A 16,494-nucleotide genomic window follows, 5' to 3' on the forward strand; every position below is an offset into this window, starting at 1 on the left:
GGGGTTTTTTCTGCTCAAAAACATCGTGCGAGAGCCGAGCCACATCCATTGCCCGGTCACGCAGTCTCCGCGAAGACAGCGCTGTTGTTTGCGGGAGCCGCTGGATGCGGATCAGCGCGATCCCAATTCAGTCGCCGAGGGACGGTGCGCTGTGCTCACTTCGTTTGTCGAAACTGGGGAATTGAATGTTTGCGCTCACGGATAACCAGTAACGCCGGATGGTCGGTTGCACTTCGGGTGCCAAGAGTAAATTCGGAATCAGCTGCCACGAACCAGCAGAATCCGGCACTTCCTGAAGAACCGTTCCGCTGGTGTGGATCTCTATCGACTCCGTAGCCTCGGCGTCGTTTGGACCGCGGTGCCAGAGTCCAAATATGTGGGGCTTAGCCGATTCGCCGTTCGTGGGCGCCTGTGCCAGTTCGACCCACTTCGCAACGGTGTGCGAAATCTGATAGCTCACCGAGATGTCGTTCCCCGGCAACAGTGCGTACCGCGTTCGTGAGACCCCGGCGACGGAAAACGCCTCGTCGTTGTAGGCGTGTAAATCCGCCATGCCCGGACCGTCGCTATGGACGGAAAAGCTGACGGTCGCCGCAATGCAGTGGTTGGCGTCTCTGGGAAGCTGAAAGCTCGCCTCCGGCCAGATTTGCTCAGTATTCCGGCCAGTGAGTCGGTCAACACGTGGATTTTGAGGTTCAGCGATCACCAGTAGCCGCGGGATTGCAGAATCGATCCGAGCAAGCTGAGTCTCTTGAAGAATCGCCTGGGAGATCCCGACCGCTGCCGCCGCTGCTTCCGCACCTTGCTTGGCCGCACCGACTGACTTCTTCGTCTGAATCGACTGATAGGCAATGACGATCGCCGACGCCGTAGTGGCGACTGCGCCGAGTACCGCCCAACTGTCTGTGGTCATGAGCCGACACTACCGGCTGCATACTTTTCGGAGATCAGTTTCCAGGCCCAGGCCCACTTCTCGGCGGCCCACTTCGCCCCGCCCGCTCGACACGAATGAGCGCACGCCCGGCGACGCTAAAGTTGACACACCGCCCGGCGAGTCACGCTCTCCGGGGTCCGCCCGACCCAAGGAGCACATCCGTCGTGTCAGATCCGTCCGCCGACAACGATTCCATTCTCGAGTCGATGACCGCGACGGAAACGGCCACCGGGTTCGAGCTCTTCACCGACCGCCGCATCGTCGCAATGAGAGTCGGGGGAGAACTGCGTGACCTTGCCGCATCGGTCGCGGTCGGGCAGATCGTGGAGCCGGTGCTCATCTCCTCGCCCGACGGCCTCAGCATCCTGCGCCATTCTGCTGCCCACGTTGCAGCGCAGGCGATGCAATCGATCAACCCGCTGGCGAAGCTCGGTATCGGGCCGCCGATCACCGACGGTTTCTACTACGACTTCGACGTCGAGACCCCGCTGACGCCGGAAGATCTCAAGGCCATCGACAAATCCATGGAGCGCATTATCAAAGCCGGCCAGCGGTTCGTGCGCCGAGTCGTCACCGAGGACCAAGCCCGCGCGGAGCTTGCGGACGAACCGTACAAACTCGAACTCATCGGCCTCAAAGGTCACTCGACCGAGGTATCTGGCGGCACCGACGACAACGAATCAGTCGAGGTCGGCGGCACTGAGCTCACCATTTACGACAATGTGGATCCGCGAAGCGGTGAGACGGTCTGGAAAGACCTGTGTCGCGGACCGCACCTGCCGAACACCCGCATGATCGGAAACGGGTATTCACTCACGAGAAGTGCCGCCGCCTACTGGCGCGGCTCAGAGAAGAACACGCAGCTTCAGCGCGTATATGGCACTGCATGGTCCACCAAGGATGACCTGCGCGCCTACATCACGCGCCAAGAGGAGGCGGCCAAGCGCGACCATCGCAAGCTCGGCGCCGAACTGGACCTCTTCTCCTTCCCCGATGAGATCGGATCAGGGCTTGCCGTATTCCATCCGAAGGGCGGAATCATCCGGGCGGAGATCGAGAACTACATGCGCGAGCGGCTAGTCGCCAATGGTTACGAACAGGTCTACTCACCGCACATCACCAAGGGCGTGCTGTTCGAGACCAGCGGGCACCTGGAGTGGTACAAAGACGGCATGTTCCCGGCGATGCACCTCGACGAGGAGGTGGATGACGATGGCCATGTCACCCGCCAGGGCCAGGACTACTACCTCAAGCCCATGAACTGCCCGTTCCACAACCTGATCTTCCGGGCGAGAGGACGCAGCTATCGTGAACTCCCGCTTCGCCTGGCCGAATTCGGCACGGTGTACCGCTACGAGAAAAGTGGCACACTGTCCGGGCTCACCCGAGTGCGCGGTCTCACCCAGGACGACGCCCACATCTACGTGACACCCGAGCAGGTGAAAGCAGAGATCGCCAGCCAGCTCGACTTCGTATTCGAGACGCTGCGCGGATACGGTCTGGATGATTTCTACCTCGAGCTCTCCACGCGAAACCCGGAGAAGTCTGTCGGCACCGATGAGGCGTGGGATGAGGCCACGGAAACTCTCCGCCAGGTGGCGACCGAGTCGGGACTCGAATTCGTACTCGACGCTGGCGGCGCGGCCTTTTACGGCCCAAAGATATCGGTACAGGCGCGCGATGCAATCGGCCGAACCTGGCAGCTCTCGACCGTGCAACTCGACTTCAACCAGCCAGAGCGCTTCTCACTGGAGTACACCGCCGCAGATGGCACCCGTCAGCAGCCGGTCATGATCCACCGGGCCCTTCTCGGGTCGGTGGAACGATTCTTCGCTATTTTGCTCGAACACTACGCCGGGGCCTTCCCGGTCTGGTTGTCGCCAGTGCAGGTGGTCGGCATCCCGGTGGCGGAGCAGTACGAGGAATACCTCGGCGGCATCATTCAGCAATTGCGCGCACTCGGGGTACGAGCGGAGCTCGACGATTCGAACGACCGGATGCCGAAGAAGATCCGGAATCACACGAAGCTCAGGGTGCCGTTTCAACTCATTGCGGGCGAGGAGGACCGCGCCGCTGGCGCTGTCAGCTTTCGCTATCGTGACGGGAGCCAGGACAACGGGGTGCCGATCGCGGACGCGATCGAGCGGATCACCACAGCGATCGCCACACGGACTCAGGTATAGGAGTGCCAGACACTTACGGCCCCGATGATTTCGATGGTGTTGAGATTGAATCTTCGGTTGACTTTGCGGCAGTTCCCGATGCCTTTCAGCGGCTGTGGACTCCGCATCGCCTCGTTTACATCACCGCGGGGCCGCAGCCGCACGCCGACGAATGCCCATTCTGCGTCGCACCGTCGCTGAGTGACGAGAAGGCCCTCATCGTCGCGCGCGGCGAGACGTGCTTCGTGCTGCTAAATCTTTTTCCATACAACGCCGGTCACTTGCTGGTCTGCCCCTATCGCCACGTGGCGAGCTATGACGATGCAACGGGTGAAGAGGTGGCCGAAATGGGCGCGCTCACCCAAACGGCGATGCGGGTGTTGCGTGCGACGGCAAATTGTGACGGCTTCAATCTCGGCATGAACCAGGGCGGGATAGCCGGTGCGGGGATCGCCGAGCATCTCCACCAGCACATCGTTCCGCGTTGGGCGCAGGATTCCAACTTCTTTCCAATAATTGCGGGAACGAAGGCGATGCCGCGCCTTCTCGGCGACGTGCGCGCCGAGGTCGCGGAGAGCTGGCCGCACCCGTAACCGACCGTAATTCTCAGTCTCACCTGCTTAGAATGAATCAGCAACGCGGCACCTGCGGGGCATCAGAGAGGCGAGAAGTGAACGACATCACCACCATCGAGAACAGCAGCAGCACCGAAAACTTTGGGTCAAGCCGCGTCAAACGTGGCTTCGCCGACATGCTCAAGGGAGGCGTCATCATGGACGTCGTCACCGCGAAGCAAGCACGGATCGCCGAGGATTCCGGGGCCGTCGCGGTAATGGCTCTTGAGCGGGTTCCTGCGGACATCCGGGCACAGGGCGGTGTTGCTCGCATGAGTGACCTCGACCTGATCGAGTCGATCATCGCCGAGGTCTCGATCCCCGTGATGGCCAAGACCCGCATCGGTCACTTTGTGGAGGCGCAGATTCTGCAGACCCTCAAGGTGGACTACATCGACGAATCCGAGGTGCTGTCGCCAGCGGATTACGCGAACCACATCGACAAGTGGCCCTTTACGGTTCCCTTCATCTGTGGTGCGACGAACTTGGGTGAGGCTCTCCGCCGAATCAACGAAGGCGCAGCGATGATTCGCTCGAAGGGTGAGGCCGGCACGGGCGATGTCTCAGAGGCGACCAAGCACATCCGTACGATCACCTCGGAGATCCGCGCGCTCGCGGCCAAGTCGCACGACGAGCTGTATGTCTCGGCCAAGGAACTGCAGGCGCCCTACGAACTGGTCCTCGAGATTGCACGCACCGGCAAACTCCCGGTTGTGCTCTTCACCGCCGGGGGAGTTGCCACTCCTGCAGATGCCGCCATGCTCATGCAGCTTGGCGCGGATGGAGTCTTTGTGGGATCTGGAGTCTTCAAGTCGGGAAACCCAGAGGCCCGTGCCGCGGCCATCGTGAAGGCGACCACCTTCTACGATGACCCCTTTGTGGTCGCCTCCGCATGCCGTGGTCTCGGCGAAGCGATGGTCGGGATTAACGTGTCCGACCTGCCCGCACCGCACCGCCTGTCCGAACGTGGCTGGTAGTTCGGCACCGATAGTCGGTGTTCTTGCGCTCCAGGGCGATTTTCGCGAACACATCGCGATGCTCAAATCTTTGGGAGCGGACGCTCGTGCGGTTCGCCGTCCGGAAGAGCTCGCCCTGGTCGGCGGCCTCGTAATTCCGGGCGGCGAATCAAGTGTTATCGACAAGCTGTCTCGCATTTTCGGGTTAGCCGAACCCTTGAAGAGCGCCATTCGCGCTGGCCTTCCGGTTTATGGAACCTGCGCCGGGCTCATCATGCTCGCCGACAGAGTGCTCGATGCCATTGCCGGGCAGCAGAGCCTCGGCGGTCTCGACATCTCTGTGCGTCGAAATGCCTTCGGATCTCAGCTGGACTCCTTCGAGACCAATCTGGATATCCCCGCGGTCGGTGTGACGCCGATGCACGCGGTATTCATTCGCGCGCCTGTGGTCGAGCAAATCGGAGCGGGAGTCACCCCGCTCGCAACGCTCGCGGACGGTCGTGTTGTGGCCGTTGAACAGGGAAACCTTCTCGGGACAGCATTTCACCCCGAGATGACGGGTGATACCCGCTTCCACCAGTACTTTCTCGATCGGGTGCGCTCGATGGCCTGAGCCCGGCAGCACGTAGGTCGGGTGCGCTGCGGCATCCGACCGAGTGCCGCCGCTGTGCTGGCTAGAATGTTGAGCATGTCAGGCCACTCCAAATGGGCAACCACCAAGCACCAAAAGGCGATCAAAGATTCACGCCGTGCCAAGTCGTTCGCCAAACTCATCAAGAACATCGAAGTCGCGGCAAAGTTGGGTGGTGCGGACCTCGCGGGTAACCCGACGCTCGTCGACGCTATCCAAAAAGCCAAGAAGACCTCGGTGCCGAACTCGAACATCGACTCGGCGGTCAAGCGTGGATCCGGCCAACTCGGCGAAGCGGTCGACTACCAGACGATCATTTACGAGGGCTACGCCGCGGGCGGCGTCGCGCTGCTGATCGAATGCCTCACCGACAATAAGAACCGCGCCGCGGCGGACGTGCGCACCGTAATGACCCGCAACGGCGGCACCATGGGGGATCCGGGCAGCGTCGCCTACAACTTCAGCCGCAAGGGCGTGGTCTCGGTGACCAAGACCGACGGTCTCACAGAAGACGACATCCTCGGTGCAGTGCTTGATGCCGGTGCGGAAGAGGTCAATGACCGCGGCGCCGGTTACGAGATCATCACCGAACCGCACGACATGGTGGCGGCCCGCGCCGCTCTGCAGAGTGCAGGCATTGAATACGACTCGGCGGATGTCGAGTTCGTGCCCGGTGTGACGATCGAGGTTGACGCGGAGACCGCGCGCAAGATCTATCTACTCATCGATGCGCTGGATGACAACGACGACGTGCAAAACGTATACGGCAACTTCGATGTGCCCGCCGACGTGCAGGCCGAGCTCGACGACGAGGAGTAATACCCCGGTGGTCGCACCATTAGGGACCATCATCCGGGTGCTCGGCATTGATCCGGGGCTCACCCGGTGTGGCGTGGGAATCGTGGATGTCACCCCAACGCGCAGGGCAACGCTCGTGGACGTTGTCGTGATCCGCAGCGGCACAGAGTTGCCACTCGAACAGCGGCTTCTGCTTGTCGGGAACGAGATTGAACGTCTTCTCGACCTGCACAATCCCCACGCGGTGGCGATCGAACGTGTTTTTGCGCAGCAGAACCTCAGGACGGTGATGGGTGTGGCCCAGATCAGCGGAGTTGCGCTCCACCTCGCAGCCAAACGGGGTCTCCCCGTCGGGCTGCACACGCCGAGTGAGGTGAAATCTGCGATCACCGGGTACGGTTCCGCCGACAAGAGGCAGGTCGCGACGATGGTGGCGAAAGTGCTCGGCCTGGCCGAATTGCCGAAACCAGCGGATGCTTCGGACGCTCTTGCCATCGCGATCTGCCACGCCTGGAAGCGCGGCGCAACCGTCGCAGCTCCCGGGGCTGCTCGCACGACGGCACAGGAGACATGGCTCGCCGCGGAGCGGTCCGCTGCGAAGTCGTCCCCCAAACGTAGGCTGGGGTCATGATCTCCTCGGTGCGCGGAATAGTGCTCGGCGTCGCTGGCACCAGCGCCGTGATTGAGGTCGGAGGCGTGGGTCTCGCGATAACCGTGACTCCGCAACACGCACGCGCACTGCGCATCGGTGCGGAAGCGACAGTGAGAACAGCCCTCATCGTGCGCGAGGATGACCTTGCACTGTTCGGCTTTGTCGATTCTGACGAACTCGCGGTGTTTGATTTACTTCGCGGGGTCACCGGTGTCGGGCCGAAGTCCGCCATGGGAGTGCTCGCGGCGCTGACACCCGGACAGGTGGCATCGGCCGTAGCCACCGAGGATGATGCGGTCTTTCGCAAGGTCACGGGCATCGGTCCGAAGACGGCCAAGCTCATCGTTCTTTCGCTGGCCGGCAAGATGCAGGTGACGTCGATACCGGCCAACACGCGTGTCGTCGCGACTGTGTCGACCAGCGAGAGTGTGCTGGTTGCCCTTGTGGGGCTCGGCTGGTCGGAGCGCGCCGCAGCCCTTGCAGTGGAAGACGCCCTTTCCGGCGCATCAGCACCAGAATCGCTGACCGTGGCCTCACTCCTGCGGCTCGCGCTGACGCAGCTCGGTCCGCAGCAGGTGAGTACTCGGTGACGGATGACCCCTACGTGTCGTCGCACGGTGCGGCAGCCATCGTGAGGCCGGCGCCGGAATCGGATGCCGAGCTCGCGTTCGAGGGAGCATTGCGCCCCAAGACCCTCGCGGAGTTCGTTGGCCAAGCTAAAGTGCGGGCACAACTGCAGCTGCTGCTGCAGGCGGCAAAGCTGCAAAAGCGCACCCCCGACCACATCCTGCTTGCCGGCCCCCCAGGTCTCGGCAAGACGACTCTCGCGATGATCGTGGCAGAGGAAAGTGGTCGTCCATTACGAATGTCGAGCGGGCCAGCCATCCAGCACGCCGGTGACCTCGCTGCTGTGCTCTCCTCGCTTGTGCCGGGAGAGATCCTCTTCATCGACGAGATCCATCGCATGGCTCGCTCGGCGGAGGAGATGCTATACCTCGCAATGGAGGATTTCCGCATCGACATCATGGTGGGCAAGGGAGCGGGTGCCACATCCATTCCCCTCGATCTTGCGCCATTCACTCTCGTCGGTGCGACGACGAGATCGGGGATGCTCCCGAACCCGTTGCGTGATCGGTTCGGGTTCACCGCTCATCTCGAGTTCTACTCCGATGCCGAGCTCGAGCAGGTTCTCGTGCGCGCTGCCTCTCTTCTCGGGCTCGATATGCACCGCGGTGCCCTTGCCGAAATCGCGGGGCGATGCCGGGGCACCCCGAGAATTGCGAACAGGTTGCTTCGCCGGGTGCGGGACTACTCACTTGTGCACGAGACCGACGGTCTCGAGGCCGTGCACGCCGCACTCGACCTCTACGAAGTCGACGCGCTCGGTCTTGATCGGCTCGACCGCGCGGTGATGGATATTCTCCTTACCCGCTTCGACGGCGGACCGGTGGGGCTCAACACGCTCGCTGTCTCGGTGGGGGAGGAGGCGGAGACCATCGAATCGGTGGTCGAACCGTTCCTCGTGCGCATTGGGCTGGTGATCCGCACCCCCCGCGGACGCGTCGCGACAAAGCAGGCATGGACCCACTTCGGCATCCCGAGGGCGGAGTCTGCGCTCTGTGCGGATGGCCTATAATTCAAGCTGGTCACAGTGCGCGGGGTGAGACTCCCGGTGTTCTTTACACGTCCCTGAAAGGCTTTTTCTCCATGGATCCCACACTTATTCTCATCGCTGTTGCACTCGCGGTGTTCGTCTTCTTCCAGTTCCGTTCGTCGCGCAAGCGCAACAAAGAGACCGCGGCGCGTCAGGCTGCGATTGCACCCGGCGTCGAAATCATGACCAACTTCGGCCTGTACGGTACCGTGCTGTCGATCGACGAAGACACGAACATGGCGCTCGTCGAAACCACACCGGGAACCGTGATCAGGATCCACCGCCAGACGATCCTCAAGGCAGTCGAGGATGAGGTGCCGGAGGTTTCAGCCACTGAAGACGACGAGTCAGTCGCCCCGGTCGCCGAGCTCAATCAGGACAGCGCTATCGAGGCTGGGGATCCCCAATTCGGTGAGCGGATCGAGCCGACCTCCAGCAAGCCGGCGCGCAAGGCCGCACCGAAGACCGCGCCCAAGAAAACTGACGACTGACCATTAGCCCGGTGCAGGTCGCGCTCCAGTGTGCGATCTTCCTGTGTGCCCGCCTCCAGTGCGCTTCGGTCGATGACCAGAGAGCACGCGTAGAAAGCTGAGTCCCTGTGGCAAGAACGACCTCGGTCAAGAAGGCCCTGAGGTCGCTGACCTGGCTGCTGATCATCGTGGCAGGACTTGCGGGACTCAATGGGTACGCAGCCGCTTTCGCGGGAGGCTCCTGGCTTCCGAAACTGGCACTCGACCTCGAGGGTGGAACGCAGATCATCCTGACTCCCCAAGTGGCGAGCGGCGCGGCAAACCCCACCGCTGAGCAACTCGACCAGGCGGTTGCGATCATCCGCCAGCGCATCGACGCGAGTGGAGTGTCAGAGGCGGAGATCAACACGCAGGGAGCGTCCAATGTCGTGGTCTCGATTCCGGGCACCCCTGACCGGGCCACCATCAACCGCATCGAGTCCTCGGCCAAGCTCGAGTTCCGTGCGGTGCTCGTATCCGATGCCGCCGCCACGAGCGCGGTAGGTAGCGCGAGTCCAACGCCGAGCCCGAGCGCCTCGGATGCTCCGCTCCAGTCGACGCCGAGCACCACGCCGACGGACGGAAGTGACCAGGCGTACGTCACCCCCGCACTGCAGAAACAGTTCGCCGATTTCAGCTGCGACCAGGTCGAGGCCGCGAAGACCAACGTGGCCCCGGCCGACCAGCCGCTCATCACCTGCGACGTCAAGGAACAAGGTCGGCAGCAGTTCAAGTACATTCTTGGCCCGGTCGAGGTTGCTGGCGAGACCATTGCGGACGCCACTAGCGGCCAAAACGCGAACAGCCAGGGAATCAGCACCGGAGTGTGGGCGGTCAACATCGTCTTCAACGCCAAGGGTTCGGACGAGTTCGGCAAGGTGACGACCCGGCTGAATGCACTCACCGGCGTGCGTAACCAGTTTGCGATCGTGCTGGACGGTCGAATCATCTCCGCTCCGACCACCAACACCGTGATCACCAACGGCAAACCGCAGATCACCGGGTCATTCACCCAGGCATCGTCCAAGGCACTCGCAGACCAGCTGAAGTTCGGTGCCCTTCCCATCGGATTCAAGGTACAGAGCAACGACAGTATCTCGGCGACACTCGGTGCGAGCCAGCTGCAGAGCGGGTTGCTTGCCGGTCTCATCGGACTGGTTCTTGTCGTTTTGTATTCTCTGGTGCAGTACCGAACCCTCGGGCTGGTAACGGTCGCCTCCCTTGTCGTCGCGGCGACGATTACCTTCCTCATCGTCAATCTGCTCTCCTGGCGGCAGGGCTACCGGCTTTCCCTCGCCGGTGTTGCCGGTCTGATCGTCGCGATCGGTATCACCGCAGATTCGTTCATCGTCTACTTCGAACGGATACGCGACGAGCTGCGAGACGGGCGGGCGCTCGAGTCGGCGGTCGAAGCGGGCTGGAAACGTGCAGTGCGCACAATCATCGCCTCGGATACCGTCAACTTCCTCGCGGCCGCAATCCTCTTCATTCTCGCGGTGGGAAACGTAAAGGGCTTCGCGCTCACACTGGGGCTGACAACACTCGTTGACCTGGTGGTGGTCGCCCTATTCACGCACCCGGTGTTGCAGCTGATCTCGCGGCATAAGTACTTCAGAGAGGGCCACCGCTTCAGTGGACTCGATCCGCGCGCGCTCGGTGCGGTCTATCGCGGACGCGCCACCTTCCGGGAGCCGTCGGCAGTGTCCGGCACTAAGCGCGCGCCGGCGCACAACGAGGCCAAGAAGCGCCAGACTATCGCCGAGCGCAAAGCAGCAGAGCTCGAGGCGACCACACCGGGAAATAAGAAGCTCGCGTCCTCTACGAAAACCGACGGGAAGGACTCCTGATGGCCAGCTTCGCACAATTCGGCAACGATCTGTATACGGGCAAACGCTCGTACGATATCGTCGGCAAGCGCAAGGTCTGGTACGGCATCTCCGCTCTGCTGATCCTCATTGTGATCGTGGTGCCGATCCTGCGTGGTGGGTTCCTCTTTGGGATCGAGTTTCTCGGCGGTTCCCAATTTCAGATCGCAAGCACAGCCGGCCTCGACTCGACGAGAGCTCAGACCCTCGCCCAGGAAACCGTTCTTGCGGTGGAGCCAGGGTCGAACCCTCGCGTGACACTGGTAGGCACTGACTCCTCGGTACGGGTGCAGACCGACCAGCTGACCAGTGAGCAGAGTGTCGCCATCCAGCAGGCACTGGCGGAGGCATACAAGATAAAAGATTCGGATGTCACGACGTCTTTCATCGGTGCAACCTGGGGTCAGGACATCACGAAACAGGCGCTCACCGGGCTGATCGTGTTCGTGATTCTCGCGTCGATTGTGATGGCACTCTACTTCCGCACGTGGAAGATGTCTCTTGCGGCCATCACGGCGCTGATGCACGACCTCATCATCACAGCCGGGGTATACGGGGTGTTCCGCATCGAGGTCACCCCCGCGGCTGTCATCGGCTTCCTGACCATCCTCGGCTACTCGCTGTATGACACCGTCGTGGTCTTCGACAAGATCCGTGAAAACACCGACGAGGACGGCGGAGCATCACGGCGCACCTTCGGGGAGTCAGTGAACCTCGCGGTGAACCAGACACTCGTTCGGTCGATCAACACATCGGTGGTTGCCATTTTGCCGGTTGGGTCGATCCTCTTTATTGGGGCATTTGCGCTCGGTGCCGGCACCCTGAGAGACATTTCGCTCGCACTCTTTATCGGCATTATCGTGGGAACCTACTCGACGATCTTCATCGCTGCCCCCTTCTATGCCCAGTTGCGTAGCACCGAGGATGTGAATAAGAAGCGCGATAAGCGTGCCCGTGCTGTGCGCGAGGCCAGCTTTGTCGCATCCGTCGAATAGTCACCCTCCGGGAAAGGACCGACCATGGCCGTGTCATCCATCACTGCCCGCGAAGCAATAACCCTCACTGGCAACGGCACCTGGTTACTCGACGTGCGAGACCAGGATGAATGGGACCGTGGCCACGCGCCATCCGCCCACCTGGTGCCACTATCAGAACTCCCGGCACGGCTCGCCGAGATCCCGACCGACCAGCAAGTGCTTGTGGTCTGCCTTGCAGGCAGCCGATCGCTGCGCGCTGCCACCGCGCTTGCCGAATCCGGAGTGGATGCGGTAACGGTTTCCGGGGGGATGCTCGCCTGGTCCACGGCCAACGGTCCATTGGTTTCTGCTGGAGCGGACGCAGCCCGCATCGAGTGAGGTCGCTGGTGCGAGACGCTCATCCAGCCATCAGCGAACGGGCGAAGAGCACCACTCGCGCAGTGATAGTTTTGCACGAGGAGGAATGCTGATGGTTGATACGACGACGTCCAAGCCAAGTCTGCCCTCCGCCGGGCCACCGGCCCAGGGTACGAATGCCCCCACGACCGGATCTCTGCGCACGCTTCTGCCACGAATCTTCTCAAAGGCCCAGCCCGTCGGCGCGGTCGATCGCCTCATCAAGACGGCGCGGATGCATCATCCGAAGGCCGATGTCAGCATCATCGAGCGCGCCTATTCGACCGCAGAAATCGCCCATCGCAGCCAGAAACGCCGCAGTGGTGAGCCCTACATCACCCATCCAGTGGCAGTGGCGCAAATCTTGGCCGACCTGGGGATCGGACCGAAGACTCTCGCCGCTGCGCTGCTCCACGACACGGTTGAAGACACCGAATACTCGCTGGATCTTCTGCGCCGTGACTTCGGTGACGAAATCGCGATGCTGGTCGACGGTGTCACCAAACTCGACAAGCTCAAGTACGGGGACAGCGCGCAGGCCGAGACGGTACGCAAAATGGTCGTCGCGATGTCTAAGGACATCCGGGTGCTGGTGATCAAACTGGCCGATCGTCTGCACAACGCGCGCACCTGGGGATTCGTGCCGGCCGAGACGGCTACCCGCAAAGCGCAGGAAACGCTTGAGATCTACGCCCCGCTCGCGCACCGGCTCGGAATCCAGACCATCAAGTGGGAGCTCGAAGACCTCTCATTCGCGGTGCTCTACCCGAAGCTCTATATCGAGATCGAAAACCTGGTCAAGCAGCGCACGCCCCAGCGTGAAGAATTTGTGCAGCAGGTCATCGACTCGGTAAAGGACGACCTCAAGGCATCCAAGATCAAGGGCAAGGTTGTCGGGCGCCCCAAGCAGTACTACTCGATATACCAAAAAATGATCCTGCGAGGGCGGGAATTCGACGAGATCTACGATCTGGTTGGAATCCGGGTGCTGGTCGGATCGGTGCGAGACTGTTACGCCGTTCTCGGGTCTATCCACGCGCGCTGGAACCCGATCCCCGGTCGTTTTAAGGACTACATCGCCACCCCCAAGTTCAACCTGTACCAGTCGCTGCACACCACAGTGATAGGTCCAAAGGGGCGTGCGGTGGAGCTCCAGATCCGCACCGACGAGATGCATCAGCGCGCCGAATTCGGGGTGGCGGCGCACTGGAAGTACAAGGACCGGGTCAACGGAAAAGGGTCGTCGAGCGAGGCGGGCGACGGCGATATGGCCTGGCTTGCTCACATCACCGACTGGCAGGCCGAGACAGCCGACCCCAACGAGTTTCTCGACTCATTGCGGTTCGAGATCGGCGCAAAAGAGGTTTACGTCTTCACCCCTCAGGGCAAGGTCATCGGCCTACCAGCGGGAGCGACACCGGTCGACTTCGCGTATGCGGTGCACACCGAGGTTGGTCACCGCACCATGGGCTCCAAGGTCAACGGGCGACTGGTGCCGCTGGAGAGTGGATTGAACTCCGGCGACGTCGTCGAGATATTCACATCGAAGAATCCGGACGCCGGGCCGAGCCAGGGCTGGCTCAACTTCGTCAAAAGCCCCCGGGCCCGCAACAAGATCAAGCAATGGTTCACGAAGGAACGGCGCGACGAGGCGATCGAGCAGGGTAAGGATGCTATCGCGCGGGCCATGCGCAAGCAGAATCTCCCGCTGCAGAAGCTGATGAACCAGGATTCCTTCAACGAGGTCGCAGCTCAGATGCGATACGAGGATATCTCCTCTCTCTATGCCGCAGTGGGGGAAGGTCACGTTTCCACCCAGTCGGTGATCGAGAAGGTGCTTGGCACCCTGCACGCCGAGGCGGAAGCGGAAGACGCCGAGGTTTCTTTCCCCACCAAGGGGCGCAGTAAGCAGTTGCGCAACAGCGACTCCGGTGTGCTCGTGCGTGGCGCTCCGGACATCCTGGTGAAGCTGGCAAAGTGTTGCACACCCGTGCCCGGCGATGAGATCATCGGATTTGTCACCCGCGGTTCGGGTGTCTCGGTGCACAAGAGTGATTGCAACAATGTTGTGTCACTGCTGAACGAGCCAGAGCGAATGGTGGACGTCGAGTGGGCACCGACCTCATCGAGTATTTTCCTGGTGCAGATCCAGGTCGAAGCGCTTGACCGTGCCGGCCTGCTCTCGGATGTGACGAGGGTGCTCTCCGAGAGCCATGTCAACATCCTGTCGGCCTCCGTCTCCACCTCGAGTGATCGACTTGCACTCAGCCGCTTCGTCTTCGAGATGGGTGACACCACGCACCTCGACGCTGTGCTCAACGCCGTGCGGCGCATCGATGCTGTCTACGACGTCTATCGGGTCAACGGCGGTTGATCGGTTGATCGGTTGGCCCGTGCAGGTGCCGCGCACGGGGGTCTGAATCACGGGTGGGTTGGTGCACCACTTCGATTCGCCGAATGGCTTCTTCAATCCGTCTGAGGGCCAGAGCCTTATGGGGCAGGTTACGGTGGCGATCGAGTACGGCGCGACAATCAGCGAATCCCAACCCGCCAATCCGGAGGAGTCCGCCGACCATCCGGAACTCGTCATCTTCGAAAACGGGGCTATGGCGAGCCAGATCCACCACGGTACGAAGTGGTGTGGTCACCGATAGCCCAGCAATGCTGACCTGGTCACCGGCGGCAATCACGACCTCGCGAACCTTCAGTTTGACGAGAGTCGCAGTTGCCGCGCGTGCGCGGATAGCGGTACAGAACTGGTGAGTGCTCGGCAGCGTGGTCGCACCGTAGATCCATGCCGCGCTGCGCTGTTCCACGATGAGCCGGGAGGGAATCGTGAGCAGGAGGGCGCGGGCGCGCAATTCAGAGGTTTCGATCTCATCCACTGGACTGAAGCACTGGTCGACCCGGTACAGCTCACCGTCCAGTTTCGCAGCGTGCAGCTCCGCCTCAGGCAGATCCGGATGGGACAGCACTGACGGAAGGCGGGACATACCAGCAATCGTCGTGGAGGCCATCGGCAACCATCGGGTAGTGAGCGCAATCTGTGGAGAACACTCCAGACCGAACAGCGGGGAAGGACCTGTTGCTAGCCGATCGCCTTGAGCCAGGCCTGGCGAGCTTCGAGCGCCTCCGTCGCATCCGCGACCCGCTGGGCATTGCCCCCAGCTTTTGCCTCGGCGAGCTCTGTCTCGAGCTTGGCAATAGCGTCCTGCAGCTGACCGGCTAGTCCCTCGGCGCGCGCGATCCGTTCCGGATTCACCGTGTGCCAATGGTCCTCATCGAGCTTGCGCACTGCGGTCTCGACTGCGCGGAGGCGGTCTTCGACCGGCTTCACCCGTTCACGCGGCACTTTTCCGATCGCATCCCATCGACCCTGGATGGACAGCAGGGCCACCTTTGCTTTTGCTCGATCGGTCTCGGTGACGAGAGGTTCAGCTTCGGTGAGGAGGGCGAGTTTAAGCTCGAGGTTAGCGGTGAATTCCTCATTGTCTTTCGCGTCCACTTCGGACTTCGCCGAGTACAGTGCGTCTCCAGCCGACTTGAATCTCAGCCAGAGAGCATCATCAAATTTTTTGCCGGCACGGCCAGCCGACTTCCAGTCGTCAAGAAGAGTGCGGTAGACCGAAATGCCGCCCAGTCCCTGGGAAATAAGGGCTTCCGCCTTTTCCGCAAGCTCCTGCTTCTTATGACGGGCGTCCTTGTGGGTGGAGTCGAGCTCGGCAAAAAACGCTTTGCGATGCGTTTCGATAGTGGTGCGAGCAGCGCGGAATCGCTTCCACAGTTCGTTGCTCTCGTTCTTGGGAAGTCGGGGTCCGTCGGCCTGGTGCTTTTGCCAGCGCGCAAAAATGTCGTCGAGGGTCGCGCTGACTTGCTTCCACTGGGCTTTTGCCGGGTCCTGTGCCGCAAGCTTCTCGGCTTCGAGCACGAATGTTTCCCGTTCGGCAAGGGCTGCGGTTGTCGCAGCCTTCGTTTCGGCTGTCTGCTTCTGGGTGAGTTCGCCAACCACTTCATCGAGGGAACCGAGTCGTTTGGCGAGGGAGGGCAGATCTCCGACGGCGTTAGCCGAGGCGACGGTCACCTTGAGTGCCGAGATGGTCTTCGCGACATCCGCAGCCGCCGTGCCGCGCTTGATCCGCTGCTCAAGCAGGGTGACCTGGCCGGCCAATTCGACGTACTTACGCTGGAAGTAGCCCAAAGCCTCTTCGGCCGTGCCATCGGGATACTGCCCGACCGCGCGTTCACCTTCGCCGTCACGCACGAAAACAGTGCCCGTCTCGTCCACACGGCCCCATGGAGCCTGTTCGTCTGTCGCCAAAAGTCTCACCTTTGCTTGTCGGCCATGC

At 61.7% G+C, this 16,494-nt stretch carries 16 protein-coding genes; 13 read left to right on the forward strand and 3 right to left on the reverse strand.

The features are described from left to right. Positions 1–127 precede the first annotated feature (127 nt). Entirely contained in the window at positions 128–913 is a 786-nt protein-coding gene (locus tag IWX88_RS08200; RefSeq protein WP_196829164.1) for a hypothetical protein, read from the reverse strand. 227 nt (positions 914–1,140) lie between these two features. On the opposite strand from IWX88_RS08200, the gene thrS reads away from it, so the two are divergent. The 13 genes from thrS to IWX88_RS08265 all read left to right on the forward strand — a co-directional run bounded on the left by thrS (position 1,141) and on the right by IWX88_RS08265 (position 14,522). Continuing rightward, complete coding sequence (gene thrS / locus IWX88_RS08205; protein ID WP_231369075.1) at positions 1,141–3,117, forward strand: threonine--tRNA ligase; 1,977 nt, start codon at positions 1,141–1,143, stop codon at positions 3,115–3,117. Positions 3,118–3,161: 44 nt separating this feature from the next. After that, positions 3,162–3,689, forward strand: a complete 528-nt coding sequence (locus IWX88_RS08210) for an HIT domain-containing protein (RefSeq protein WP_370568281.1) — start codon at positions 3,162–3,164, stop codon at positions 3,687–3,689. Positions 3,690–3,766: 77 nt separating this feature from the next. Beyond that, complete coding sequence (gene pdxS, locus IWX88_RS08215; protein WP_370568258.1) at positions 3,767–4,687, forward strand: pyridoxal 5'-phosphate synthase lyase subunit PdxS; 921 nt, start codon at positions 3,767–3,769, stop codon at positions 4,685–4,687. Then, positions 4,677–5,279 carry a pyridoxal 5'-phosphate synthase glutaminase subunit PdxT gene (pdxT, locus tag IWX88_RS08220; RefSeq protein WP_196829172.1) on the forward strand — a complete coding sequence of 201 codons (603 nt, stop codon included), beginning with the start codon at positions 4,677–4,679 and terminating at the stop codon, positions 5,277–5,279. The genes pdxS and pdxT overlap by 11 nt, the downstream gene beginning before the upstream one ends. Positions 5,280–5,354: 75 nt before the next feature. Further along, the gene (locus IWX88_RS08225; protein WP_196829175.1) at positions 5,355–6,116 is read left to right on the forward strand and encodes a YebC/PmpR family DNA-binding transcriptional regulator; all 762 of its coding nucleotides are present in this window, start codon (positions 5,355–5,357) and stop codon (positions 6,114–6,116) included. A gap of 31 nt (positions 6,117–6,147) precedes the next feature. Continuing rightward, entirely contained in the window at positions 6,148–6,726 is a 579-nt protein-coding gene (gene ruvC / locus IWX88_RS08230) for a crossover junction endodeoxyribonuclease RuvC (RefSeq protein ID WP_196829578.1), read from the forward strand. Continuing rightward, positions 6,723–7,337 (forward strand): Holliday junction branch migration protein RuvA, encoded by a 615-nt coding sequence (ruvA, locus tag IWX88_RS08235; protein ID WP_196829177.1) that lies wholly within the window; start codon positions 6,723–6,725, stop codon positions 7,335–7,337. Before ruvC ends, ruvA begins: the two co-directional genes overlap by 4 nt. Next, a complete protein-coding gene (gene ruvB, locus IWX88_RS08240) occupies positions 7,334–8,383 on the forward strand; it encodes a Holliday junction branch migration DNA helicase RuvB (RefSeq protein WP_370568259.1) in 1,050 nt (349 codons plus the stop codon). Before ruvA ends, ruvB begins: the two co-directional genes overlap by 4 nt. 71 nt (positions 8,384–8,454) lie before the next feature. Further along, entirely contained in the window at positions 8,455–8,892 is a 438-nt protein-coding gene (yajC, locus tag IWX88_RS08245) for a preprotein translocase subunit YajC (RefSeq protein ID WP_196829179.1), read from the forward strand. 107 nt (positions 8,893–8,999) lie between these two features. Beyond that, positions 9,000–10,757, forward strand: a complete 1,758-nt coding sequence (gene secD, locus IWX88_RS08250) for a protein translocase subunit SecD (RefSeq protein WP_196829181.1) — start codon at positions 9,000–9,002, stop codon at positions 10,755–10,757. Beyond that, positions 10,757–11,770: a protein translocase subunit SecF gene (secF, locus tag IWX88_RS08255; protein WP_196829183.1), complete on the forward strand. Its 1,014-nt coding sequence runs from the start codon at positions 10,757–10,759 to the stop codon at positions 11,768–11,770. The genes secD and secF overlap by 1 nt, the downstream gene beginning before the upstream one ends. Before the next feature lie 24 nt (positions 11,771–11,794). Continuing rightward, positions 11,795–12,130 carry a rhodanese-like domain-containing protein gene (locus IWX88_RS08260; RefSeq protein WP_196829185.1) on the forward strand — a complete coding sequence of 112 codons (336 nt, stop codon included), beginning with the start codon at positions 11,795–11,797 and terminating at the stop codon, positions 12,128–12,130. A 91-nt stretch (positions 12,131–12,221) separates the two neighbouring features. Beyond that, positions 12,222–14,522 (forward strand): bifunctional (p)ppGpp synthetase/guanosine-3',5'-bis(diphosphate) 3'-pyrophosphohydrolase, encoded by a 2,301-nt coding sequence (locus IWX88_RS08265; RefSeq protein ID WP_196829187.1) that lies wholly within the window; start codon positions 12,222–12,224, stop codon positions 14,520–14,522. Here the strand turns inward: IWX88_RS08265 and IWX88_RS08270 are convergent. Continuing rightward, the gene (locus tag IWX88_RS08270) at positions 14,509–15,165 is read right to left on the reverse strand and encodes a hypothetical protein (RefSeq protein ID WP_196829189.1); all 657 of its coding nucleotides are present in this window, start codon (positions 15,163–15,165) and stop codon (positions 14,509–14,511) included. The genes IWX88_RS08265 and IWX88_RS08270 overlap by 14 nt on opposite strands. A 71-nt stretch (positions 15,166–15,236) precedes the next feature. Further along, positions 15,237–16,466 carry a DUF349 domain-containing protein gene (locus IWX88_RS08275; RefSeq protein ID WP_196829191.1) on the reverse strand — a complete coding sequence of 410 codons (1,230 nt, stop codon included), beginning with the start codon at positions 16,464–16,466 and terminating at the stop codon, positions 15,237–15,239. Positions 16,467–16,494: the final 28 nt, after the last annotated feature.

Origin of the sequence: Frigoribacterium sp. CG_9.8 (assembly GCF_015751965.1) — a bacterium.
In the GTDB taxonomy this organism is placed as follows: Bacteria; Actinomycetota; Actinomycetes; order Actinomycetales; family Microbacteriaceae; genus Lacisediminihabitans.

Bases quoted from the DNA above. Each gene is read 5' to 3' on its own strand.
- thrS (WP_231369075.1), top strand. From the start codon at position 1,141: ATGACCGCGACGGAAACGGCCACCGGGTTCGAGCTCTTCACCGACCGC.
- IWX88_RS08270 (WP_196829189.1), bottom strand. From the start codon at position 15,165: ATGGCCTCCACGACGATTGCTGGTATGTCCCGCCTTCCGTCAGTGCTG.
- yajC (WP_196829179.1), top strand. From the start codon at position 8,455: ATGGATCCCACACTTATTCTCATCGCTGTTGCACTCGCGGTGTTCGTC.
- IWX88_RS08200 (WP_196829164.1), bottom strand. From the start codon at position 913: ATGACCACAGACAGTTGGGCGGTACTCGGCGCAGTCGCCACTACGGCG.
- IWX88_RS08225 (WP_196829175.1), top strand. From the start codon at position 5,355: ATGTCAGGCCACTCCAAATGGGCAACCACCAAGCACCAAAAGGCGATC.
- IWX88_RS08260 (WP_196829185.1), top strand. From the start codon at position 11,795: ATGGCCGTGTCATCCATCACTGCCCGCGAAGCAATAACCCTCACTGGC.
- IWX88_RS08265 (WP_196829187.1), top strand. From the start codon at position 12,222: ATGGTTGATACGACGACGTCCAAGCCAAGTCTGCCCTCCGCCGGGCCA.
- ruvA (WP_196829177.1), top strand. From the start codon at position 6,723: ATGATCTCCTCGGTGCGCGGAATAGTGCTCGGCGTCGCTGGCACCAGC.
- secF (WP_196829183.1), top strand. From the start codon at position 10,757: ATGGCCAGCTTCGCACAATTCGGCAACGATCTGTATACGGGCAAACGC.